The sequence below is a fragment of the Nostoc sp. JL23 genome (genome assembly GCF_017115065.1).
Classification (GTDB): domain Bacteria; phylum Cyanobacteriota; class Cyanobacteriia; order Cyanobacteriales; family Nostocaceae; genus Nostoc; species Nostoc punctiforme_A.
In genome coordinates this window covers 182,560-208,197 of sequence record NZ_JABXKN010000153.1, presented here as the reverse complement: position 1 = coordinate 208,197, position 25,638 = coordinate 182,560, and the positions used below count along the sequence as shown (strand labels likewise).

Here is a 25,638-nt window from a genome sequence, read left to right as displayed (position 1 = left end):
TTTTTAGTGTAGCGCTGACTGTAGCTGGAAATTTTCTACGTTATCAACTAACCCTTCTTCTAACAAAAGCTCGTTAACAAAAGTATCAATTTTGTGCCGATCAATATTTTGCATGACTACGATGTGTACCCAATTTTCATAAATTGCTAACTGCCACTTTTTAATTAATTTTTGAGAAGGTTTTTGAAATACTACGGTATTGGAAAATTTATTGAGCATACATGGATATTCTCTGATTTTAAGTTGTTGGAAAAGATACTGGGCATTATCTATACAGGTTTTTGCTTCTTTGGCTAATCCATCGTAACCTCTTGTTTGTATTGCATACCAGAGAATCAGAGGGGTATGACCGTTTCTAGAACCCAGAATGGTTGTATCTGATGAACCAATATATTCAATTTCTGTTTCAACTTTTTCTACCCATTTTTTCTTGGTTAAAACTACACCGCAAGGTAAGGGTGAACCAATGAATTTAGCAGAAATCGCTATACTATCTATGGGTTTTTGAAAGTTAACTTGTGGAGCGCCATCTAGAAAGGGTAATATTAATCCTGAAAGTGCGGCATCACAATGAATGTAGTAATCTTTAATCTGATTACGTTCTAAGATTTCGATAACTTTGTCTAAGTTATCAATTGCACCTTTGACAGTAGTCCCAATATTCAAATTGACGATCGCAGGATAATTCCGATTTTCGCTAACAAGTTTTTCAAAATGTTCATAATTCATCTCTCCATTAATTTGTGAGTTAACAATATTATGTTTGATGCGGAATAGTTTTGCTGCTTTTGGTATGGAGTAATGAGAGTCTTGTGATGAGTAAAGAATGCCATCGGGATAGATTTCTCTTGCTAAGAATATTCCATATAAATTACCTTCAGTTCCGCCAGCAGTAACATAACCCCAAAACTGATTTTCTGGAATTTTATAGAGTTCGGCAAAAAAAGATAATACTTCTTGCTCAAATTTACGAGAATGGAGACCAAAATCTGGTTCAATATATGGATCTCCAGCATTATTTAACAGAAAATTGAAAAATTTGCCGATCGCACTATAATCACAACTTAAATTATATGGATAGCCTGCATGAAGCTGCGATCGCTGTTCTATTTGCATCAGAAAATCAGCCAATTCTTTAGCAACTTTATTTGACATATCTTTGTATCTGTTAAATTTTGATTGAGTTAATGGATGTTTTAAACTAAATTCTACGTATTAATCCATACCTTTAGATTTTCTTAACAATCTATTGGTTTGGCTCCTTAATTGAAAATAATACAGTGAAAATACTGACGAAGATTCAGTGATAATACCCAAATTTTTTATGTAAAAGTATATTACACTTAGAACTTCTACATAATACGAGATAACTATAATGCGTATTACATAAAATCTTTTTTCAGTCGCTGACTGCAACCTGATTTAATCACATATTTAACTTTGTGCAAGTTGCGTAATTTCTGGTAATGACTAGTACCGCAAGGAGGAAGTCAAAAGTCAAAAGTCAAAAGAATTGTATTCCGAGCTTCTTGCGCCATTTGAAATGGTATGTTTATTTAAGCCGTGCTGTACTAGTAGTCTGTCTCATTACATTTCAGGGATAAGAGAACGAACCGCATACTCCCACGGAGAAGCTACGCGTAGCGTCTCGCAGAGAAGGCGCGAAGTACACGAAGGAAGAAGGAAAGAAGAGAATTTGAAATTTGATTCACCCAACAAAATTAATGGGACAGAACACTAGGCTATACAAGCGAAGTCCGCATAAGCGGACTTCATCAAGCTAAAAAGATATTTCCAGAAATTAAATAGGCGTTATACAGAACCCTAATAGAGACTTAGCACTGCTCGTCTCTATATTCTTTTTCACTCCTACGTGGGATTTTTGCTTTTAGAATTCTCCAGCTAAGGCTGCAACGCATCGTTCGCAAATTAGGGGATGTTCTGCTGATTCTCCCACATGAATAGAGTAGTTCCAACAGCGATCGCACTTTTGCCCATCTGCTTTTACTACAGCAATTGTCCAGTCTTCTGTCTGTGCTGTATATTCTAATCCTTGCAAACCCTCAGCAGAATCTAATAATTCCACTTGGGAAGTCAGCAATAAATACCGCAGTTCGTCAATCCCGTTACCTTTAACCGGGTTAAAGGCTTTGATAGCATCGCCTAATTGTTTGTGAGGTATATGAATCAAAGCTTTGGCTTCCAAGGAAGAACCAATGAGTTTTTCTATCCTGGCTTGTTCTAACACCTTATTCACATCGGTGCGAAGTTGTCGCAGCGTTTCCCAAAATTCCGCTAACTCTGGATTACGCCATTTTTCTTCAACCTGTACCCAACCGGCTTCAAATACCGATTTGTAAGGTGTTTTGTAGGGGAAATATTGCCAGATATCTTCGGCAGTGTGAGATAACACTGGTGCGATCGCTCGTGCTAAATTTTCTAAAGCTATCTTCAGCACCGTTTGACAACTGCGACGGCGGAAAGCATCTTTTGCACTGATGTACAGCCTGTCTTTGGCAACATCTAAATAAAAGTTGGATAAATCCACCACGCAGAAATTCTGCACTGTTTGGAAAAAGCGGAAGAATTGGAAACTCTCAAAGGCTTCGGTTACTTCTTCAAATACTTCGGTGATGCGGTGCAGCATATAACGGTCAAGTTCTGGCAATTCTTCGAAGGGAACTGCATCTTTTTCCGGGTCAAAATCATCCAAGCTACCCAACAAAAACCGCGCCGTATTGCGAATTTTGCCTCTAACATCATTCATTTGCTTGATGATGTTTTTGCCAATGCGAACATCGCCGGAGTAGTCAACCGATGATACCCACAATCGCAATACATCTGCACCGTAAGGTGGTTCTACTTTTTGATTTTTTCCGCCTTCAATAATTGTATTTGGGTCAACCACATTTCCTTCTGACTTACTCATCTTTCGCCCTTGTTCATCCAAAGCGAAGCCGTGAGTTAGCACAGTTTTGTAAGGCGCAATGTCATTTACTGCTACGCTGGTGAGCAAACTGGATTGAAACCAACCGCGATGTTGGTCGGAACCTTCCAAATATATGTCAGCAGGGTAGCGTAACTCTGGACGCTGTTGAACGACAGCTGCCCAAGATGAGCCAGAATCAAACCATACATCCATTGTGTCTGTACCCCGGCGGTACGACTTACCATTATTACGATAAGATTCTGGTAATAATTCCTCAACCGAAAGTTCCCACCAAGCATCGGAACCTTTTTCAGCGATAATTGCTTGGACGTAGTTAATAGTTTCCTCATTCAGCAGTGGTTCTCCCGTGGCTTCATCGTAGAAAACGGGAATGGGTACACCCCAAGCGCGTTGACGAGAGATACACCAATCGGAACGTTCCGCCACCATTGGCGTGATGCGATTTTCACCTTGGGCTGGAATCCATTTTACCGTGGCGATCGCCTTTAATGCTTCTTCTCTAAATCCTTCCACCGAAGCAAACCATTGTTCCGTAGCGCGGAAAATCGTTGGCTTTTTCGTCCGCCAATCATAAGGATACTTGTGGGGGTATGGTTCTTCTTTCAACAAAGAACCAGCCGCATTTAATGCATCAATTACCGCTTGATTCCCATCACCCAGAACATTTAACCCCGCAAATTGTCCCGCTTCTTCGGTAAAATTGCCGTTGTCATCCACTGGTGCAAGGATGGGCAAACCGTAACGCTGACCTACGATGTAGTCTTCTTGACCATGACCGGGAGCAGTATGCACTAATCCCGTACCCGATTCAGTAGTAATGTAATCACCGCCGACGACAATCGGACTTTCGCGGTCATATAGAGGATGACGGTAAGTAGTATGTTCTAAATCATTCCCTTTGAACGTGGCTTTTACAGTTAACTCAACTCCCAAGGTTGAAGATAAACGTTCTACTAAATCAGCAGCAACGATTAGGTATTTGAAATTACTCTCCGCCTCCCCCTCTGGGCGGGAAACTTCCACCACTGCATAATTTAAATCTGCATTTACCGCCACAGCCAAATTCCCTGGAATTGTCCAAGGTGTAGTCGTCCAGATAGCCACGCCCAAATCTGACTGATATTCCGCCAACAGTGGTTTTACAGCTTCCGCCAAACTGGTAACTTGAAAAGCTGCATAGATACTGCGGGAAACGTGACCTTCTGGATATTCCAACTCAGCTTCAGCCAAAGCGGTTTTAGAACTGGGACTCCAGTGAACCGGCTTCAAACCGCGATAGATGTAGCCTTTTAAGAACATCTGACCAAACACGCCAATTTGAGCCGCTTCATATTCCGGCTTCAGAGTTAGATAAGGGTTTTCCCAATCCCCCCAAATACCGTAGCGTTTAAAATTTTGGCGCTGGTCGTTTACTGTAGCTAGACCAAATTCTTTTGCTTTCTGCCGCAGTTGTAAAGACGTTAAATTTTGCCGTTCTGCTGACTTCATGTTCTGCAAAACTTTTAACTCAATTGGCAATCCGTGACAATCCCAACCAGGAACGTAGCGAACTTTACGCCCTTGTAACATTTGGTAGCGGTTAATAATATCTTTGAGAATTTTATTTAAGGCATGACCAATATGGAGTGAGCCATTAGCGTAGGGAGGCCCATCGTGCAGTATAAATAATTCGCCGGGGTTATTTTCAAAGAGGCGATCGTAAATTTTATTTTCTTCCCAAAATTTTTGGATTTCAGGCTCGCGCTTGATGGCGTTTGCCCGCATATCAAAATTAGTCTTGGGTAGGTTTACAGTATCTTTGTAACTTCCTGATTCGGTCACAGTCTCATGCCTAGAATTAGGTGTGCAGGTTTTATTAATTATAGAAGATAGCCTGAAAACCAAAATTCACTATTTTAACCTGAGTTTGATAAGTATTATTTGACCTTCCCCCCAGCCCCTCTCCGCTTCGGCGTGTATACACAAGTCGAATTACCCCCCTTAATCCCCCCGATGCATTGGGGGGAAACAAGAAAATCTAGTTCCCTCCCCTTAGAAAGGGGAGGGTTAGGGTGGGGTAAAAGTGTCTCTCCGACGGGCGAGAGGGACGGTTTTGCATTGTAAAACCAGGGAGAGGTTTATAGACGATTAATCAGAAATTTTGCGGAGATTGAGAGTTAATCGACAGAAAGTAGTATACTTTTTTGGGTTCGCCTAAAGCTATCAACAAGTTTCGTCTAAAAACCAAAAATTTTGGGGTTGCTCTAATGCTAAGTCCTGTAATAACAGTCAGTATCTTTCAAAAACAACCCGATCCTAAAGTATTCTCAGCAGGTGAAGTCATCTTTGAAGAAGGACAGTCTGGTGATAATATGTACGGCATTCTGGAAGGAGAGGTAGATATAGTAGTCAATGGTAAGGTTGTAGAAACCATTGAAACAGGCGAAGTTTTTGGTGCTGGGATACTTGTAGGGCAAAAAAATAGAAATTACACAGCTATTGCTAAGGTGGATACTAAACTAGGTTTCCTTGATGAAGAGGGGTTTCTCTTTGCTGTTCAGGAAACACCTATGTTTGCGATACAGGTGATGAAAAGTTACTCAGAGCGTTTGAGTCGCTTGCAGCGTATGGTCTAAATCACCTCAGTCGGCATAAGTTCCAATAATCAGAATCTGCCACTAATTTTGCCTCCTTTTTTAGAAGGCCATAGATATAATTCTCTCGCTTGGGGAGTTAGAAGTCAGTATTCAAAGAATTCTAGATGCTGGCTTTTGACTCCTGATTTATATAAAGTCAAAGGTGCAAAATTTACCGGAGGTAGCTAATGGCGCGTAAACGATTGATTATTGAGATGGGGATGGGAATCGATCAGCATGGACAAGAACCAACAGTAGCAGCATCTAGGGCAGTACGAAATGCGATCGCTCACAATGCCTTACCTGGTGTTTGGGAAGTTGCAGGTTTAAGTCATCCCAATCAAATGATTATAGAAGTTCAGGTGGCAGTGCCATACCCAGAACAAGTTAGAGAAGAAGAAGTACTCGCTGTATTACCATTTGGGCGAAAAAGCCTCACCGTAGAATCTGGCGGGATGATCGTTCAGGGGCGGGCGATTCCCGAACTCAACGATAAAAATGACGAAATGTTGATTGCGATCGCTGCTGTTACAGTTCTAATCGAAGATGAGTAGCTGAGGCAATTCCTTCCTCTATAAACAAATCACTAATTGAAAGTTATAGAAAAGTTATTAAGTGATTTGAGCGTTTACTTTATTTGTACCGACGCTATTTTTAATCGTCAAGTATATTTGCTGATTACTTTATCAAAAAGCCTCATTTCTTTATAAAAATACCCGTTTACTTGCTAAAAATACTTAAATGCTTTCTCAAAATGACGTTTGACTTACTCAAAAGCTGTGTTTGCTTACTCATTTTGGTGTTTTCCGCAAGCAAAACGAACTTTGACTTATTCAAACCCCAGTTTGCTTACTCATTTTGGTGTTTTCCGCAAGCAAAACGAACTTTGACTTATTCAAACCCCAGTTTGCTTACTCATTTCAGTGTTTTCCGCAAGCAAAATGACCTTTGACTTGTTCAAAATGCTTGCCCATTAATAATTCGGCGAGAATAAATAAACTAGATTAATTAATGTAAAAGATATTGAGATTAGTTTGTAGTGTACCCCTTTGGGGAAGCAAGCTACGCGAAGCGTCTCGCAGAGAGGACTTTAGTCCTCATAATAGGGCTGAAGCTACAAACCTTGAATTATTTACACCGCTCTACTTTAGTGATTTTTTAATTTTTACCCTAGAAATGTTCTATCTATGGGACTAAAGATTTGCTAATCCAAAAGTATAAAATAATAGAAACCTGGAGAGAAATATGTCATCAGAAACAGAAACACTACAGGCGACACCACCAACTTCTACCTTTGAGAAACTAGAGGAAAAGCAAGAATTTAACTGGAGGGAATGCTGGTATCCTGTCACTTTTGTACAAGACTTACCTACCAATCGCCCTCATAGTTTTTCCCTGTACGATGAACCCTTGGTTTTGTTCAAAGACAAAGATGGACAATTGATTTGTTTAGCAGATCGTTGTCCTCACCGTACAGCCAAACTTTCTAAAGGACAAATTATTGATGGCAAAATTGAATGCTTATATCACGGCTGGCAATTTGGCAGTGATGGTCAATGTCTGCATATTCCCCAATTACCAACAGATGCAAAAATTCCAGTCAATGCTTGCGTACCATCCTTTAAAGTTGTGGAACGCCAAGGTATGATTTGGGTATGGGCTGGCGAAAAAGAAACTGCTGTTGATGAAATTATTCCAATTTTGCCAGATTTAGATAAGTCAGGATTTGTGTGTGCAGACTTTATATTGGATCTGCCTTATGACCAAACATATCTAGTCGAAAATGTTATCGATCCGGCTCATGTTGCTATTAGCCATAATGGCACTAGGGGTGGTGGTAATCGTAAAAATGCCCAACCGCTAGAAATGGAAGTGCTAGAGAATTCGGCTCAGGGGGTTAAAGGCAGGTGGCGGGGAGCTAACAAATCAAATGAAGCCTGGAAGTATGTTGATTTTGTTGCTCCAAGTCTTGTACTGAACACTGCTTATATTGAAAAAAAAGATTGGACATTTGGACTAGCTTTGTATTCAATTCCTTTAGGTAAAGGGCGATGCCGTCTTTTAGCTAGAGGTTATCGTAATTTCATGACTTGGGGAGTCAAGCTGAGGCCGCGCTGGCTCGATCACTTGAATACGAACAAAATATTGGAGCAGGATTTGCCTCTGATTGCGGGACAACAGGCAGAAATTGAGCGCTTGGGAAGAAGTCTCCAAGAATTATATTTGCCGCTGAAAACATCTGACACATTAGTGATTGAGTTCCGTAAGTGGCTAGATAAATTTGGGTCATCTTTGCCTTTTTATCAAGGTTATTCTACATGGAAAAATGTTGAGAATGACGAGTTGAATTCAAAGCCGATTTTGCTAGACAGATTTTCACGACACACACTTATTTGTAGTTCTTGCAATCGAGCTTATCAAGTGACAAATCGGGTCAAACAAGGTTGTATTGGGGTAGCGATCGCTCTAGCTGCTGTAGCGATACTTGCAGATGATTCTAGAATCAAAATCGCAGCAATATCGCTTTCCATAGCAGCAATTGTCATATCTGTTATGGCTCATACACTCAAAACTCGCTTTGAGCGTTCCTACACTCGCCACTAAAATAAGTGCTGAGAACATTTCTAGTAAGCACTTTAGTGCTTACTAGAAACTTTTCATTACTGGCTTAAACATTTTACTGATAGATGTGTGGTAAATTTGCTCACCTCAAACGATTCGCTCACACCCCAAGTCTTGTTAAGTCACGATCGAGTTAGTGGGTCTGCGCTAAAGTAAAAATATTGGGATAAAAATCTCTGGCAGTAAGTTCAACTGAATCACTAATCTTTACCACTGCGGCGATCATGTCTCAAGAGCATAACGAATTACTCCAACTTCAGGAAATCACCAAACTCAAACCGAAACACTTTGCTGATTTAGTCAGATCGGCACAATTGGTTTTCGACCCCACAGCCGGAGTTTCGGGAAGACATATAACAGTTGACTGGGAACAATTTGGAATTCCCCGTGATGTAGCGGACAATCTCAAATCACTTGGTCAGCAGTACCAGTATGCATCTCCTCACATCCCTGTTGAAGACATTTGGAGTAAATTAACTCCAGAAACTCGTGTTTGGTTCGTTGAAAATAAAGATCGGTTGTGGCAGCTTGAAGAAGCTTTCCCAGCCCTTGATGAAGATTGAAGAGGATATGAGGTAGTAGGTTTTCACCTTCTGCCTCTCTAGGCAAGGATAAGCAAAAACTGCGATGGCGTAACCGCCCGCTGGAAGCGATCGCAAGCAAATAACAAATATCGACACTTGCAAAGTCCTCGACTATGTAAATCAATGACTATCTAGCATTTGTCCAGGTTACGGTTATACTGCTATCATTGCTGACTCTACTGGTCAGCTAAATCTACTGAGTATTATTTTATTCAGATTAATAATGGTAGCAAATTAGTACAGATTAAATTGAGACATCCTTTAGCTGGAATGTTTCAAGGTATTTTATTGTTTTCTTTTTTCTTTCAGCAGTAGATATATTAATTACAACAGACTACGAGTAATATCAAGTCCGGGTAAAGGTATGGAAACATCAGGGAGAAACCAATCTCCAATAACTAATAACTAATATTTGAGGAGATTTAATGTGTCTAGTCGTAAATTATCTTTGTTACTAAAACTAATAATTATTACATTGGTTACTGGTGCTAGTAGTCTATGTATCAGCTTGCTTTTAACCACAAGCGGATTTGAGCATTTGTTTGGAATTATAAAACCAAAAAGCGAGAGTGCTAAAGCGAGTCATAACAAACTGATGAGTGCAGATGCACAGAATATCATTCCAGCAACAGACCAGATGAATGAAGTGCCAAAGGCATTTCAGGGAACAATCGTTTATCAAGGGAAACTAAAACCGAATGAAAAAGTTATTGCCCTAACTTTTGATGATGGCCCCGGCCCCAAAAATACGGCACAGATTTTAGAAATCTTGAAGAAAAATGATGTCAAAGCCACATTCTTCATGATCGGGCAAATGGTGAAATATTTTCCTCAAGTTGCCAAGCAAGTGGCTGCTGATGGTCACGTAATTGGTAATCACACATGGCATCATTGGTATCGTCACATGGACTTAGCTACTGCGGCCAGTGAAATCGATCGTACAGCAGAGATCATCTACAAGACTACCGGAAAGAAAACTAGTCTATTTCGTCCTCCTGGCGGTTTTCTGAATAATGGACTAGCCGAATATGCCAGAAACAAGAAGTACACTGTCATGATGTGGTCAGAACAATCGGGAGATGCTGAACGTCGTTCGCCTCCAGTTACGGGGCTGGTCAAAAATGTGCTGAAATATGCAAAACCTGGTGCAATTGTACTGTTGCACGATGGGGGCGGCAACCGTTCCAAATCTGTCAAAGCTTTACCAGAAATGATCGCAGGTTTAAAAGCCGAAGGCTATAGATTTGTGACGATTCCCCAACTACTGGAAATACAAGCCCAAGAAAAAAGTGTGGAGACAGAAGTATCACCTGTGGTAAAAAATCAAGAACATCCAAACCAACAACTTAATCATCAGTGATATCCCAATACGGTTCAGTTAAGGTTTTTTGATGAAAATTATTGCTCGTCAAAGACGCAATAAATCGCCGTCTCTACAAAGGACTGATTATTGTAGAGACGGCGATTCATCGCGTCTTGCCTTAACTGTCCAGGTAATTAGTTAGTTTATTGGCCAGCAATGCGATTGTGTTGGCTGACAATGCCAATGTAGCAATCTAAAATCGAGTTTCATACTCAACTTGAAGTTGATTGTCATCCCCCACATCAGTTGAGCCTCGCATCAGAATTTCGTCATTGACTCGATAGAGGACATTGAAACGGAAAGAGTCATCGCTAGAAAGAGCGCGTGATAAAGAGGCAGAGAAATTTTTATTAATATCAAACACACCTTCCGCTGATAAATTAAGAATTGAAGCTCTTGATGCTTTTGATTCTTCATTATTAATAGATGGAGTCGGAAATATCCGAAATTCACTGAAACCAACAGCCTGTCCGATCGCAGTGATAGTTCCTTGTAAACTACCTAAAATGGTAGAACTAGCGAAATTAGTCAGCCCTTGTCCTGCATCTGCTTGACCAAAAGAACCTAGAATTGAGCCACCCAGCAAAGCAACTATTTCTCCCTTACTACGGCTAGGTTCGCTCGTCAGTTCTAGATTGTCGCCCAATTTACTAGCTGGCCCGTTCACTCTAGCTTGAACGGTAACACTACGTAAAGTCCCAAAGTTATTGACAGAAACATCGCTGACTTCAGAAGACAAGGGTGATTCCAAAGTTTGAGTGTTCCTTGCTGATGCTTCCGGTACAATTGCGGTCAGTCGGACATCCAAAGTCGGGTCAAGTCCTTGACTTGGAGTAAACCGCGCAGTTTGTTCATAGCCCCGTGCCAAGGTAAACTCAGTGGAAAATAAACTCAGTCGTCCTCCTGTCAAACGAATGACTCCTTCAGGAAGTGGTTTGGCTAATGTACCATTAATAGTCAAGTCGCCTTTAGCGTCAAAGCTCAATAAAGGCTGACTTAATGCTGCTCCTCCTGGTACAAAGCTGAGTAGAGACTGAGTTGTAACCCGAATATCTTTGTCTAAAATCAACTTTAAATCTGCAAACTCTACAGGTAAATTGGGTGGAGTTGCGGCGCTAGTGCTTCCGTCTGCTGTCGCCACTGGCTTACTGCTTCCGTCTACTGTAGCTACTGGGTTAGCGCTATTCTCTGCTGTCGGTGTGACATTAGGGTTAACCTCTTGTCTATCTAAATTTATGACGTTAGTATTAGCCTCTGCTGTCGCTGCTGATTTTTTAGCAGTAGTAGTCGAGTTGCCAATAATTACCTGACCATCACTCAGTTTAATCTCTCCACCAATTACAGGTTTTAACGCTGTGCCGCGAATCACGACATCGCCACCAACACCGCCTTCATAAAGTCCTGCAAGCTTAAAATTGAGTTTATCTGCTATTGATACTGTCAGGGGATTGGCTGCGGCTTGTTGAGCATCAAAAATTGGCAAGATACCTGATGCAGTTACTTGCCCTTGATTGTAATTACCTTGGATATTTTCAACGCTTACCGTACTACCATTAAATTGCGCTGTTCCTGTGACATTGGTTAGAGGTTCAGATAAGGCTTCAGCGCGAAAGGTCGCATTATTAAGTGTGGCGTTGCCGTTGATAATTGGTTCGTTTAAAGTACCTCGAACATTTAAATCTACTTTTCCTTGACCGTCTACCCAAGCGACTTGATTGTTGGTCAACAGATTTAACAGTGCCAATCCTTCATTTTGCACATTGGCGTCGATGTTGATTTGATTGCTATCCGGCTGCACTTCGGCAAAAGGCAAAGGAGCAGGTACGCTACCTGTAATTGCGACTGGCTGTGTTCCTGTCACGAGTAAGGTACTATCAAAATTTAAGCGAGCTTTGTTGTAATCAAAGTTCACCTCTCCTGTTTGCACAGGTTGTTTGTTAAGAGTCGCATTTGCTAGCGTCACTTTGCCTTTCGCACTAGGGTCTTGCAAACTACCTGCTAAGGTGGCATCAGCATTTACATTACCAGTGATATCTACGGGGTATTTTTCGATAAAAGGCTCTAAAAGTGATAGAGGTAGACTGGCTACATTCAATTTTCCAGATAGTTGCTCAGTTCCTAACTGTCCCGAAAAGGCCACTAGTCCTTGATTAATCCCCACACTCAAGGGCGAAAGTGTGACGATACCATCGGCAAAAGTCCCTTGAGCAACGACTTGATTGATGGAATAATTACCCCATTGCCAATTAGCACCTTGAAAATTAAAGCCGACATTCAACCCAGATTTTAAGGAGCCATTGGCTGTAATTGCTCCGCTTAAAGCACCTGTTAATTCTGCAAGGCTGGGCAAAGATGGGGTTTGTTTTTTCTCTGCTTGCTGTTCTTTGGCTATCGCTGCTGTAATATTCGAGAAATATGCTAACTGTGTTTTCAAGTCTGCATTCGGCAAACTGATAGATTCAGTTGGCAGTGCTTCTGCACCAGCTAACGTCGGAGGCTGCAACCCGGTACTAAAGTCTTGAAAGTCGAAGATATTAAACGCTTGTAAAAGTCTTTGGATTTTGGCTTCGGCAAAATTAGCTTGGAATTGAAATTGCGGGTCATTCCCTGCTTGCACATTACCACTGAGAGCGATGTTGCTATCGCCAATCCGCAATAGACCATTAGCCAAGCTAGCAGTCCCATCAGCGTAATTGATGCTGCCACGAAATTCATCGGCTGCAATTCTGGCAACACGAGGCCCTGCGATCGCCACATCCCCCGCAATGGCATAATTATTCAGATTGACAACTAAATTACCCGATAATTGCCCCCCCAAAGGTTTCAATTGATTGTTAGGTAAAAAGCCGCCCACAAGTGCGATGGGAAACTGTTGGGCGTTGACAATCAAATTATCTCCCTCAGTTCTACCTGTGGTAACTGCCTCATCGCGTTTAACTAAAAATGAGGTGGGACGATAATCTGCACCTAAATTAAGGGCAATCCGATCTTGTTTCCCAGCTAATCGCAGACTTCCTCCTTGTCCGCCTTGAAAATTCACGTTTCCGGTTAAAAGTGGGTCAAACGCCAAGTTACTTACATTGAAATTCCGCAGTCGGATATTGCCATTAGCTTGCGGGACATCTGGAGTACCTGTAACTTTTCCATTAAAATCCAGTCGCCCTGCTATTGCTACATCCCCAGGAACTTTAAAGCCAGTATTTTGTAAGTTGAAATTCTGCGCCAGTACATTTAAATCAAATCCGGCAATTTGGGGTGCGCCAGTTGGGGGAGACTGAATAGCGATCGCACCATTAGCACTAAATCCTGCGGTACTTGCGTTTTCAACGATAATCTGCTGTCCATTCCACTTAAATTGTGCGGTGAGTGGTTTTGCCAGCTGCGCTACTCCTTGAGGAAGGCTGATTTGTCCGGCAGCGCGAATATCCGCAAGCTGGAAAGATTGTGTTGTGCCAGCTAGCTGAATATTGCTATTCAGCCGTCCTCGCAGTTGTGGTGAGAAACGGCTAAGTTGAATTTGAGAAGTTTTGACAACCCCTTGCCAGCGTTGTTGTGCAAGTTGACCTTGAGCGGTGATTGTCCCCCCTGCGACGTTCACAACCGCATCGGGAAAGACGATATTCTCTCCTTGTTTGGTAACAACAACTCGCCCGGTAGTAGGATAGGTGGCACTAGGCGCTTGCACCCGCGCTACTGTTTGCAGATTGCTCAGAGTGCCAGAAATATCGGCATTTGCCGAGACATTCCCAATGGTGATGGAGGGTGAGGAATTGTAGGCTTTGGCGATCGCATCCCCTGGTATATTTTTTGCTTGCACATTCAACGCCACTCGACCTTGAGGTGCAAGCTGAACTCGTCCGCTAGCTGTGACTTGCCCTCCCACATCTGGATTTGCTTGAACGCGAGAAACATTAACGTTTAACGGTGTACCCAGAGAACCAGAAATTTTCGCGTTCGCTGATATACCACCAATATTAATGGGAGTTGAAATGCCGTAACCTTGAGCGATCGCATTTCCTGGGATACCTTGAGCTTGAATATCTACGCCTACTTCACCTTGGGGAGCCAGTTGAATTTGACCATTAGCGGTGATTTTCCCTCCGGCTGGCGGCGTTACCTGAACATTAGAAACATCAAGCTTCAAGGGCTGTTTGCGAAGTGAGCCAGAAATTTGGGCTTTTGCTGAAACATTCCCCACTGCGATCGGTAGAGTAACGCCATAGCTGCGTGCTAGTATATCTCCTGATATCCCATAAGCTTGAGCATTAAATAATACCCCATCTTTGGCTCCTAGATTAGCTTGACCGCTGCCTGTAATTTGACCACCAGCTGCGGGGACTATTTTTAGATTGGAGACAGTAAGTTGAGATGCAGTTTGAGATGCATTCAAGCGGAAATCAGTATTGATGGTTTTAAATTGAACGCGGTCAACTTGAATTGGTTTGGTGTTACTTACCGTACCATTGATGACTGGTTGCCCAAGTGCGCCTAGTATTTTAATATTTGCTTGAATTTCGCCACTAGCTGGGACTGACGAATTTACTTTCAGGGTATCTAAGATATTTTTTGCAGTAACTGGTCTTATTTGAGCAGAAACATTAAAACCTGTTTGAGTATTAATTGTTCCATTTGCCAGAATGGGAACTTTGCCAAAGTTCGTACTCAGATTATCTAAAGTAACCGTCTGACCTTGAAATAGAAATTTCCCATTAAAATTAGAAATCGGCTGAGGAATATTTTGAATTTTAGCGGTGACTTGATTAGCTGTAGCTGTTCCCGTAATCGCGATATCTGAAAGTTTGGGTGGAATCTGCACCCCTAAGTCAGCATTTAAATACCCTGCTTGTAAAGCGATGGGTAACTGAATTAATCGAGTGATATCAGATGCTAGTAAATTTTGTGCTGAAAGCTGGAGGTTAGTTTGTTGAGCTTTGAGTTGGGTTTCGCCAACAATTTTAACAGCGCCTCCCCTAGTGAGTTGAGTATTGAAGTCATAACCAATCCTTTGATTTTGATCGGAAAATCGGGCAATACCACCAACTCGCTCTAATATTACTGAGCCATTGGGTTTAGTGAGTGCAGTGAATGGCATCAACTCTATATTGCCATCTTGGATTTGAAGTGACTGCAACTCAGTTTGAATAAAGCCTTGTCCCTCCCCAGCCTTAACTTGGGCTGTCACCCAACGACCATCTTTATCCTGTTGAACATAGACATTGGGTTGAACTAAGGTGACATTTAATGCCAGTTTTCGGCTAAGAAGGAGTTGCAACGGTGAGAACTGCACCTCCAAAGCTTTAGCTACCACCCGATCTTGATCGCTGGGAGTAACTGGTATCGATAGAGAGCTAAATCTCAGACTAGAAAGCGAAAAACGTTCAACGTTACCAACTTTTACTGGACGCCCCAGTAATTGCTCAAGATTTTGCTGTACTAACGGTGCCAAATCGTTGTATACATAGTTTCTAGCCCACCAAGCACCAACTATAATTCCAACTAGCAAAACCCCACCCAGAGCCAAACTGGTACGTCCTAAAAGCAGGAGCCACAGACGACGATTAGATGGTTCCTGATTGTTTTCTGAATTTGGCGATCGCTTCATGATTGTTACCAGTACCAGTACTTTTTTCTGGAGTGAGGCTAGAGACAAATTAGTTAGTTGTATCCGCAAGTTACAAAATATGGTTTCACAATATCAGGAATTACGCAAGAACTTTGCAGCAAGTTGCTTCTATTCATTAGACGAGACTGCACCAATAAGACGCATTTGCGGTGCGTCTATGTTATTTCATAATTTCGCGTAATTCCTGAATTTATTTCGATTAATAATTTATCACCAGACATTAGTTTTATTGGTCTTAAAATTTGGAAACTTCGCTGGTATTAGGAAGATTATTTAGAATTTTATCTGCGTCTTCAAAAGAATTGGTATGTATATTTCTTTCAGAAATTAGGTAACATTTTATGATTAAATTACTTTGCGATCGCACCTGTATATACGACTCTGGTTATAAAATTTAACTTTTGTAAAATCTAACTTAGTATAGATGACAAGAGTAAATAATCTTAAGTTAGAAGTAATGTAGAGTGGAAAGTCCCTTTCTAAAGCTGGATTTAGCGCCCCGAATAACACGATGCAAATACTAAATGAACGCACTTACAAAATATTCGTGAATAAAACTTAGGCTTACGTCAAGTTCTCAAAGAATTTTATTCAGTAATTCATCAACTAAAACTTGAGACTATGACTGTGCTATTAAATATCAACACGCTGGAAATATATCAAGAAGAATTAAATAACAAAATTCCCGACTTCTCTAAAAAGTTGGGAATCTGAGCTTTTCGATTCATCTTTTGCAAACCCAATCATTCATCAGTTGGATCGTCAATCATTTCCGGTACTAAAGCTGGGTTACTTTTACGTTCTTGTGGTGATTGCTCTCGAATAACATCGTCTATTCTGGCAGGGTGTTTAATTTTGTCCAATACCTCTGGACTTAATTTTGGCTCATCACCTTCTGGATTAGACTTTTCAGCCTGACTAGGAACTGTTTCCTTATTCATAATTATTTCCTTAAACCCTAAACTTATAGCCCAAGCTTAAGTTCTCCGATGGTCGGGTACACACTATCTTGGGACTTAATTTTACATAACGGTGGGAAGAAAGGCGATCCAACGAAACAGAATTTAGGAGTCAGTCGCCAGAATGGGCTAAACCTTAGCTATCCGCTAACAGAATGAATTTTGCAAGAAAGAGTGGATAGCGCAGCCTAAAGCCTTAAAGGGACTCATAGAGAGCATCTTGATTCTGACGCCTTGGCGGAGTGTCTCCGTCTCCCAATAATTGTGGTTTTTGGCTGACTCAGAGAGCAATGTCATGAAAGCTTGATATTGTTGCCATTGCTCAACACATAAACCAGCCCCAATGTTATGAAAGCATGACAATTAGATCCCAGAAGGGCTGATAAATTCGTGAAACAGCCAAAAAACCCACCTCTTACCCCTTGATCCCTAGATATGCTTAGTGGTTAATATTGACTTAACAAATAGAAATCCTCCGATCCCAAAGAAATGCTGATTTTGGCATCATAAGGAATTGAAAGGATATGCCTCAATTTAAAAACAGATTAAAAAACTTAAAAACTGGGCAAAACCAGGAGTCAGGATAAAAAATTCATCTGGAATGGATGAGATTTTACATAGCATTCTTTAACCAGGGGAAATCATTTACCGCTTAAACTACTGGAGGCCAAATTAATGGCAAAAGAACGCCCGCCACTAGAGGAGATGACCTTACGCCAACTACGCAAAGTTGCTAGCGAATATAGCATCTCTCGCTATAGCCGAATGCGTAAATCACAACTACTGGCATCAATACAAGAAGTTCAGCGTAGCAAAAACTTACTCAGTCCATCTCGTTCATTGGAGGCACAAGAAACCGTGGAAGCTGCAAAGTTTGAATTAGGTCAGGAAGATCGTACTGGTGGATCTTTAGCTGATGTTGATGAAGGACTGGCAGATTTGCCCTCTGGCTATGGTGAAAGCCGGATTGTACTCTTACCGCGCGATCCTCAATGGGCTTACACTTACTGGGATGTTCCCAATGAACACAAAGAGGAACTGCGTCGTCAAGGCGGACAACAACTGGCACTACGGATTTATGATGTCACCGACATCGATATCGAATACCAAAGCCCACATAGCATTCAAGAATATCCTGCTGATGAACTAGCTAGAGAATGGTATCTACCAGTTCCAGTTAGCGATCGCGATTATGTAATCGATATCGGCTATCGTGCTGCTGATGGTCGCTGGTTAGTACTAGCTCGTTCTACTAAAGTACATATTCCTCCCGTCTATCCTTCTGACTGGATTGAGGATGTCTTCATCACTGTAAATTTTGAAGAAGATTTACGTGGCAAAACTCAGTACGAACTAGTTCCCCCTGCCAAAAAGATTGCAGCTACTGCCAATGGCAATGTTGGTAATAATGCTGTGAATGGTAACCCCATCTACGACGAAATATTTGGTTTAGCAGAATCTGCCGAATCACTACGAGTTGCTGGTTCTATCTTCGGCTCCCAACAAGGTGCAGCGCGTCCTGAACAAGCCATTAGCTCCTACATTTTCCCATCGGGTGTGGGTCTGTGGGCAACTCCTACCGTGTCTGGCTTAACCGCTTCCGGTGCAGGTATGTCAGGTGTTGGCTTCTCGGCTTCCGCCGTACCAGTGCGTCCGCGCCAGTTCTGGTTAATTGCCGATGCTGAGTTGATAGTCTACGGTGCAACCGAACCCGATGCTACTGTAACCATTGGTGGCCGTCCAATTAAGCTAAATCCAGATGGAACATTCCGCTTCCAGATGTCCTTCCAGGATGGTTTAATTGACTACCCAATTTTGGCTGTAGCTGCTGACGGTGAGCAAACCCGCTCAATTCAGATGAAATTTAATCGTGAGACACCATCTCGGAATACTAACACCAAAGAAGAAGCTGTTGTAGAATGGTTCTCTTAAGTTTTGGCTCTGAGATTGACTCCAGACTGAAATTTTAAATTATTCCCCGCTATAGTGATTCTGTAGCGGTTTTTTTTGTATTATTATGTCCACAAAAAAATTATTTTTGTTATTTATCTTGATAATCAGTGCAAGCTTATTATCAGGTTGTCAAAAGATTGAAGCAAATTTAGTCCCAAAAGCATCTAAAAGTTGCCCTGGCAAAGATGCCAAGTTCAGTATTGATTTTTTTAAAACCAATAATCAAGGTAAAAAAAATCCTAAAGGTATTAACAATGTAATTATTTTTAATCCCAAATCAGCCGAATTAGATTTCAAAGTTAATGTTGGTCTATCTCATAAACTCTACGCCAAAGATAGTAGAGGTAAACTGCGTAAAGAATATGTAGCAAAACAGTTTCATGAACTCATCGCTGATGAGAATGCCAAGTTAAACGGACAGCTACCCATTGCCGCAATTAATGCCGACTATATAGATACTGAGGATAAACCCCAAGGCTTAAATATTTCTCGTGGCGTAGAGTATTCAGGAGCATTTAAAAATAAACGTTCTTCCTTTGGGATATCAGGAGGTACACCCCAGCAGCGACAGGCTACTATTCAAGCTGGTAGAAGAACGAACGATATTCTCAATTACAATTTAGTGGGCGGTAATGGCAGATTCTATCGTCAGGGTAAGTTTAAAGATATTTGTCAAGATTTGGGAGAATTTGCTTGTAAAAATGCAACTAATCGCTCTCTAGCAGCTATTACTAATCAAGGCTATGTAATCTTATTAGTTAATGACTTGAAAGCTAATTCCGAGATTGAATTATCTCAATTTAATCAAGAGTTACTACCAGATATGTTTGATAATGTCTTGGAAGGTATTGCTAGCAATAACTGTTTAGGTAAGATACAAGAAGGAATTTTATTTGATGGCGGCATGTCTCCAGGATTGTATTACAACCAGAAAACTTATGTAGAAAATCTTGGGCCGATTGGTTCAGTTTTTTTGATTTACAAAAAATAAAATAGTTATAATTCCCAGAGTTATTGCACCCCTCCCCGATGCTTTGACCTACGGTATACACACAAGTCAAATTACCCCCCTCAATCCCCCCTTGTAAAGGTGGGAAGCCGGAAATCTCTTCCCTCCCCTTTCCAAGGGGAGGGTTAGGGAGGGGTAAAACCGTGATTTCTCAGCTATTTCAGACTTGTGTATACACGGTAGGATGTTTTGGCAGGGTGGGGTGATTCGGGTTTAATAAGTCATTAAGCTGACTTGATATCATTCGTTATTTACAAATGACGAATAACTAATTCACTAGTTAATGCTTATTTACGACTTTGTGATTCATCTTGATTTTTAGTTTTTTGATGAGAAAAGCGAATTCCTACAAAGATGTCGTAAATAAACTCTAAAAAGTCTTTCTTTTGTAGCAACCCTGAAGTTTGATAACAGCCTTTTTCATCTAACAAAGGCTTCATCAGATAGTATGTAGACTGATATTTGTACCAAGGAATACAAGTCCATAAATGATGAATTAAATGGTAGTTCTGACCTAAAATTAGGATGTTAAGAATTGGGCTGGGGTATACACGAGCATTTTTCCAGCGATCGCGTTCAACAAAGGGACGATGGGGCAAATAATCAAAAAACAAGCCCACTATTAATCCCACGATACCAGAAGGTACAACCCAAAAATTGAGAACATACATTAAAAAATGATACTGAACTGAGATATAAACAATTGCAACAACAATTAAGCGGCTAATTAACCATTCCCATAGTTCATATTTGCGCCACAGTCGTCGTCGAAAGAAAAACACCTCGTGGGACAAGAATCGAAATGCAATCATCCACAGCGGGCCACCTGTAGAAACAAAATGATCTGGGTCATCTTTGGGATCGTTGACATGAGCATGATGCTGCAAATGTACTCGTGTAAACACTGGGAAAACGAACCCTAGCATCAGGGCGCTACCATGCCCTAGTATGGCATTAATTACTCGATTCCGGTGGGCAGATTGGTGACAAGCATCATGAATTACTGTTCCAGCACAATGCAAGGCAATAATGTTAGAAACAAAACACAGCCAGTCTGGCCATTGCCAAAGCCAGTAACCGCAATGAGATGACACCAGCACTGTCACAGATGCAAAAAACAGTAATAGTGTAGGATTGAAATCACCAGGAGGCGCTAACAATTCCTTCGGTGGAGCTTTCAGCAGTTTTTGTGCTTTTGAAGTTACCGTTCTTACTTCTGTATCTACTACGTCTTTAAAGATGACTTCCAAGTTGTTGCCATTTAGCTTTTTATAGTCATCAACGGCTGGGTCGATGATGATTAGGCTTTTGTCCGGGATGTCAAAAAAATTAGGATCTAAAGAGGCCATAATTTTCCTGGTCTTGATTCGTTGATAAAATGGGTTTGAAATCCCAAACTCAGCCAGCACAGAATAAATTTCTTGCCCCGATTAGAGAGATGAAAAGATTGGAAATTTAGCCAATACTCTTCTCTATTCAAATTAGGTATGGACTGTAAGAGATAGGGAATAGTAAAAATTTTGAATTCCTTGCTACACTACACACATAAACAAAATATTTGATTTTTCATTTCGGGAGTTGCTCCTGTTACTCATAATGCCAGCGACAACGGCATACATAGATTTTGGTTTGATATCGATATTTATCGATTTGCCCAGTCAATGTTTTTTGCGATGTGCTGAAATTGTGCTTTGTTATTGATTTTGTAAAAAACAATTTCCAACAATATAAAGAATACAGTTATTTGAACGATCAATGCAAGAGTTTTGTCAGAATTTGACGTATAATAAAAATATTTTCGACACAGATATCATACTTTTAACAAAAATGCATATTTTATTTGCTTAAATAAAAAAATCATCTTTTTTCCTAACTGATGCAATAAGTATATATACTTGCGATCGCTTATCTCCTTTCGATTCCATACAGTTGCTGTCTTCTTCTTTTAGCCAAAACTCCATCCCTGGAGTGTACTGGTAGCCAGAATGAAGCATGAGACTTGTTTGTGGAGCATACCACTTCCTACTCTGATTCTGAGTTCGAGGCTATCAAAAATATCAAATTTCTATACTTAACAACAAAAATTTTGCTATGCGTCAATTATTACTAGTTTTGTCAAGTATACTAACTCTCAGCAGTTTAAATCCCTCCGCCATGACAATAGCAGGCACAACGCCGGATTTATCTGAGATGCGCTTAGTTCAAAAGTTAAACTGCAATAATCCTCAAACGCAAGCTGGAATTAATGAATGTACCAAGTTGTCTTATCAGAATGCAGATAAAAAACTGAATCAGGTTTATCAACAATTGATATCTTCATTAGAAAGGCCTAGAAAACAAAAATTGATTGCTGCACAACTAGCATGGATCAAGTTTAGAGATACCAATTGTGAGTTTGAGAGAAGCAGATATGAGGGCGGAAGTATTGCCTCTACCATTTATTTTGGTTGTTTGGAAAATACCACAAAACTGCGTACCCAACAATTACAAGAATCTCTCAAAACCGATCCTTAAGCTGAAGCTGAAAGTCAATCTAGAAGAAGCTTTTAGAGATTAGACTTCTTGCATAGATCAAAAGCCCTCACCCTAAATTCCTCTCCCCAGCTTGGGAGAGGGACTTTGAAATTTTCATTTGTGCAAGAGGTATATTGAGTCATTCTTGAGTAAGCCACTCTCGAATTTGGCTCTAACTTTTAAATCCTTCAGGCTGATTTAGACGTTTGTGAAGTTGGTTCATCACTTGTCTCTTATAATTTAGTGCATCTTCATGGAGAATTGGTATCAGAGACTCAATAATCCATTCTCAGGCGGCAGCCTGGGAAGAAGGAAAGTTTTATTAAGCTAGGTTTTTATTAACTACTAGTTGTCACTGGGAACTAGACTAATTATCTTTTTCTGAGATTAACGTAAACCTAAAATTTCGGAAATCGCCGTTACAATATCCAAATAAAAGTTGCCTTTCACTGCCCGAAATAACTCAAATTTCGAGTCAGGGGCACCAAAAAACGGTCTGAGAAACCATCCTAACTGCATACCAACAAAAGCATAAAGCAATAACCAGGATCTTAAAATAGTGGTGCGGGTTTTTTTACCAACTTCATCTTGTTGAGAAAGTAATTGCATTCCTTCATACAGGAACTTCACGCCAAATACGCCTGTAATCCCAAAAATAAATACATTCAGCAGTTTAAAAAATTGATAAGAATCGGGTGTAGTGATTAGAAAAAATAGCGTAACTGGTGCCAAGCTAAATAAAAGTACACTAATTACTGATACAGATGTGAGTAATACAACGAAATGCTGTAGAATACTGCTCCGAGAACCAAACAAAACATTAAAAAAGAACAAAGTTGGGAAACAAATAATCAGTGTTAATAAATAAAATGCTGGAAGCTTAATAGCACCTGATAATGCTTGTCCCCAACTGTGGGATGCACCGATAATTGCTCCATAAAGGGCAAAGAAGATAGAACTAGATACGAATAGAGAACTGATTTTATTTTGTAACCGGACTCCCTGACGAATTTCTTCTAAGAATGACTGGCGATCGCGCAGTAAATTAACCAAAACCCCAAATTGTTGAATTCCGCGATTTTGCTTTTTCAGCATGATTTTATAGTTTGTATATTTTGTGGAATTGCTAATGACTAATTAACGGAATCCAAAGAGATAGCTAAGAGATTTAATGACGCTTAAATAGAAATTACCTTCTCTTTCGCGGAATAGTTCAAACACAGAACCAGGTGTGCCAAAAAACGGTCTGAGAGTCCATCCTAACTGACTGCCTACGAAAGCATAAAGAAATAGCCAAAATTGCAAAATTTTCTGGCGGGTTTTACTACCTTCATCATCTTGTTCTAAAACTAAACTCGTGGCTTGATACAAAGACGAAACACCAATAAATCCAGTCATGGCAAAGATAAAGACATTTAACAGAATTAAAAATTGGTAATTATTGGTGGTAATTAAGAAAAAGAGTGTGATTGGAGCAAAGCTAAATAAAAGTACGCTCGTGACTGAAACCGCAGTTAAGACTAATGCTAAATGCTGGGCAAAACTCCGTTTGGAACCAAAAATAATGTTCGCAAAGAACAACGTCGGTATACAAATCAAAAGTGTGATTAAATAAAGGGCTGGGAGTTTAATGGCGGAAGACAAAGCTTGCATCCAGCTATGGTATGCACCAATGATTCCGCCATAAGCAGCGATAAATAAGGAACTGCAAACCAGCAGCGAAATGATTTTATTTGGTAATCTCGTACCTTGGCGAATTTCCTCTAGAAAACCTTGGCGATCGCGCAGGAATCCAATCAGCACTGCAAAGTATTTGATTCCTGATGATTTCCGTTCCATCATGTTATCCTCACACCGATAAAATTCTAAGTTTCATCTGAGTAATCACCGCCAGAACCATACTTCCAAGCATCAATCAAACGATGCCAATAATATTGTTGTTCTTTTGGTTGATTCTTAATCCATGTTTCTAGCATTGGACTTAGCGAAAACAAGGCAGTGTATACACCTAAATTACTGTAATGTAACATCCAATCTAACAAACTTGCCAAACCTACTTGCGGAATTATCTTGGCAACTATCCCAGGATGATATAAACCAGTTTTTAACAGTGTTTGCGTCAGTGCCGAAAACTGCACGATATCTTGTAAAAATGGTTTTAGCACTGGTGTACCCAACTGTTGCATTTCCTGAAATACCGCTGAGAGTAATTGGTTAATTTGATCTGGGGCAATTTTCTGATTTACACCAACACTCATCGCCCTTTGAAATAACCAGGTAACAGTCAAACTCGGTTGATAAGGTTGCAGCAGTGTTAACGCATTTGCAGATAATTGTTCCGTTTCCAGCGCTTCGGAAATGCCATAAGTTAAACGCTTCAGGTGACGCACCATCGCTCCAAAACCACCAAAACTCAAGGGAGATTGATTACCACTGCTATCTCCGGCTGGTAGAATGCGATTCCAAGGAGTTTTTAGCGGACTTTGGCGATAGGTGGGAAAGAAACCAAATAGTGCCCGTTGAAATTTCAGGTTGCTCAACTCCACTCCCTGATATTCTGGAAGAAGACGCAGATATTCCTCAAACATAGCTTCTAAACTCAAACGTTGGGGTTCTGCATCCATGTAGGTAAACAAGTAAGTGGTTCTGCCATCCCTGGCTGGGAAGGCTTCCCAGAAGTACTGGCATTGATTCTGCAAAGATGTGAATGATAATAATAAGTCGCCTGAGTTATTTTCTGGAAAACCTTGAGCGCAACTTCCCACAACTAAGCACAGCGCATCTGGTTTTTTGCCTTGGCGTGCTTGTTGGCTGATGGGTGAAAAATGTCCCATAGCATCAATTAATAACCGAGTTTTAAATTGGTTATTTACCATCACCCCATCGGGATGAACCACTGCTTCGGTAAAAGGTGTGTTTTCTAATAACTTTCCATCGGCGGCGAGAAATCGGGTTTTCAAGGTAGCTAGTAGATAAACTGGATCTACGCCGATATTCAAGACATCCTCTACCCAAACTTCTGTACCGCCAGCAAAACTAACTCGCGCTGGGTTATATTGAGTGGCGATCGCACTTGCTAATTCTTCCTCAGTTAGCAAGTTCAATTCCACAAATACATCTAATTCTTTGCGAGAAATATTCCACTCTTGTTCCCTCCCCCGCAAAATTCCCCGTTCCAGCAACGCTACCCGCAACCCCTTCACCGCCAAGGCGCAACCGATTAAAATCCCTAAAGTGCCACCGCAGATAAGCACATCAAAGTCTACAACGCCTAAAGATTGTTGATTTTCTTTAACTAACTGTGGTGTGGGTGCAGTGTTTTCGCGCAGAGATGTGAGAATGCGATCGCCTTGGCGCAATCCTCCTAAAACATCGCCGGGTAATTGGGAAAGAATTTCTTCAGTTAAAGACATTTTGGAAAAATTTAACTCTACATTCCAAAACTA

At 40.8% G+C, this 25,638-nt stretch carries 16 protein-coding genes; 8 read left to right on the top strand and 8 right to left on the bottom strand.

Annotated features, from left to right (window positions below; all coding sequences use genetic code 11):
- Window positions 1-3: 3 nt before the first annotated feature.
- Window positions 4-1,155 carry a histidine decarboxylase gene (locus HWQ42_RS33690; protein WP_292820060.1) on the bottom strand — a complete coding sequence of 384 codons (1,152 nt, stop codon included), beginning with the start codon at window positions 1,153-1,155 and terminating at the stop codon, window positions 4-6.
- 733 nt (window positions 1,156-1,888) lie between these two features.
- Complete coding sequence (gene ileS, locus HWQ42_RS33685; RefSeq protein WP_292820058.1) at window positions 1,889-4,771, bottom strand: isoleucine--tRNA ligase; 2,883 nt, start codon at window positions 4,769-4,771, stop codon at window positions 1,889-1,891.
- A 425-nt stretch (window positions 4,772-5,196) separates the two neighbouring features.
- On the opposite strand from ileS, the gene HWQ42_RS33680 reads away from it, so the two are divergent.
- The 5 genes from HWQ42_RS33680 (at window position 5,197) to HWQ42_RS33660 (ending at window position 10,131) form a co-directional block, all read left to right on the top strand.
- On the top strand, window positions 5,197-5,565 hold the full coding sequence (locus HWQ42_RS33680; RefSeq protein ID WP_292738415.1) for a Crp/Fnr family transcriptional regulator: 369 nt from the start codon (window positions 5,197-5,199) through the stop codon (window positions 5,563-5,565).
- 188 nt (window positions 5,566-5,753) lie between these two features.
- The gene (locus HWQ42_RS33675; protein ID WP_292820056.1) at window positions 5,754-6,119 is read left to right on the top strand and encodes a Lin0512 family protein; all 366 of its coding nucleotides are present in this window, start codon (window positions 5,754-5,756) and stop codon (window positions 6,117-6,119) included.
- 691 nt (window positions 6,120-6,810) lie between these two features.
- Window positions 6,811-8,169 carry a Rieske 2Fe-2S domain-containing protein gene (locus HWQ42_RS33670; RefSeq protein WP_292820054.1) on the top strand — a complete coding sequence of 453 codons (1,359 nt, stop codon included), beginning with the start codon at window positions 6,811-6,813 and terminating at the stop codon, window positions 8,167-8,169.
- A 242-nt stretch (window positions 8,170-8,411) separates the two neighbouring features.
- Window positions 8,412-8,750: a hypothetical protein gene (locus tag HWQ42_RS33665; protein WP_292820014.1), complete on the top strand. Its 339-nt coding sequence runs from the start codon at window positions 8,412-8,414 to the stop codon at window positions 8,748-8,750.
- A gap of 448 nt (window positions 8,751-9,198) precedes the next feature.
- Window positions 9,199-10,131 carry a polysaccharide deacetylase family protein gene (locus tag HWQ42_RS33660; RefSeq protein ID WP_292820011.1) on the top strand — a complete coding sequence of 311 codons (933 nt, stop codon included), beginning with the start codon at window positions 9,199-9,201 and terminating at the stop codon, window positions 10,129-10,131.
- Window positions 10,132-10,327: 196 nt separating this feature from the next.
- Here the strand turns inward: HWQ42_RS33660 and HWQ42_RS33655 are convergent, their stop codons facing one another.
- Both HWQ42_RS33655 and HWQ42_RS33650 read right to left on the bottom strand, forming a co-directional pair.
- Complete coding sequence (locus HWQ42_RS33655; protein WP_334813867.1) at window positions 10,328-15,784, bottom strand: translocation/assembly module TamB domain-containing protein; 5,457 nt, start codon at window positions 15,782-15,784, stop codon at window positions 10,328-10,330.
- Between the two features lie 716 nt (window positions 15,785-16,500).
- A complete protein-coding gene (locus HWQ42_RS33650; RefSeq protein ID WP_292738420.1) occupies window positions 16,501-16,698 on the bottom strand; it encodes a hypothetical protein in 198 nt (65 codons plus the stop codon).
- 693 nt (window positions 16,699-17,391) lie between these two features.
- Here HWQ42_RS33650 and HWQ42_RS33645 point away from each other — a divergent pair.
- Together HWQ42_RS33645 and HWQ42_RS33640 are read left to right on the top strand one after the other, a co-directional pair.
- Window positions 17,392-18,648 carry a DUF4912 domain-containing protein gene (locus HWQ42_RS33645; protein WP_292820008.1) on the top strand — a complete coding sequence of 419 codons (1,257 nt, stop codon included), beginning with the start codon at window positions 17,392-17,394 and terminating at the stop codon, window positions 18,646-18,648.
- A gap of 85 nt (window positions 18,649-18,733) precedes the next feature.
- Window positions 18,734-19,660 carry a phosphodiester glycosidase family protein gene (locus tag HWQ42_RS33640; protein ID WP_292738422.1) on the top strand — a complete coding sequence of 309 codons (927 nt, stop codon included), beginning with the start codon at window positions 18,734-18,736 and terminating at the stop codon, window positions 19,658-19,660.
- Between the two features lie 305 nt (window positions 19,661-19,965).
- Here the strand turns inward: HWQ42_RS33640 and crtR are convergent, their stop codons facing one another.
- Window positions 19,966-21,027 (bottom strand): beta-carotene hydroxylase, encoded by a 1,062-nt coding sequence (crtR, locus tag HWQ42_RS33635; protein WP_292738423.1) that lies wholly within the window; start codon window positions 21,025-21,027, stop codon window positions 19,966-19,968.
- Window positions 21,028-21,769: 742 nt separating this feature from the next.
- Here crtR and HWQ42_RS33630 point away from each other — a divergent pair.
- Window positions 21,770-22,192, top strand: a complete 423-nt coding sequence (locus HWQ42_RS33630) for a lysozyme inhibitor LprI family protein (protein WP_292820005.1) — start codon at window positions 21,770-21,772, stop codon at window positions 22,190-22,192.
- 387 nt (window positions 22,193-22,579) lie between these two features.
- Here the strand turns inward: HWQ42_RS33630 and HWQ42_RS33625 are convergent, their stop codons facing one another.
- From HWQ42_RS33625 to HWQ42_RS33615, 3 genes are read right to left on the bottom strand one after another with little or no spacing between them, the layout of a single operon-like run.
- Window positions 22,580-23,287, bottom strand: coding sequence for an actin-binding WH2 domain-containing protein (locus HWQ42_RS33625; protein WP_292820001.1), 708 nt, complete (start codon window positions 23,285-23,287; stop codon window positions 22,580-22,582).
- 42 nt (window positions 23,288-23,329) lie between these two features.
- Entirely contained in the window at window positions 23,330-24,034 is a 705-nt protein-coding gene (locus HWQ42_RS33620; RefSeq protein ID WP_292819998.1) for an actin-binding WH2 domain-containing protein, read from the bottom strand.
- 23 nt (window positions 24,035-24,057) lie between these two features.
- The gene (locus tag HWQ42_RS33615; protein ID WP_292819995.1) at window positions 24,058-25,605 is read right to left on the bottom strand and encodes an FAD-binding oxidoreductase; all 1,548 of its coding nucleotides are present in this window, start codon (window positions 25,603-25,605) and stop codon (window positions 24,058-24,060) included.
- Window positions 25,606-25,638: the final 33 nt, after the last annotated feature.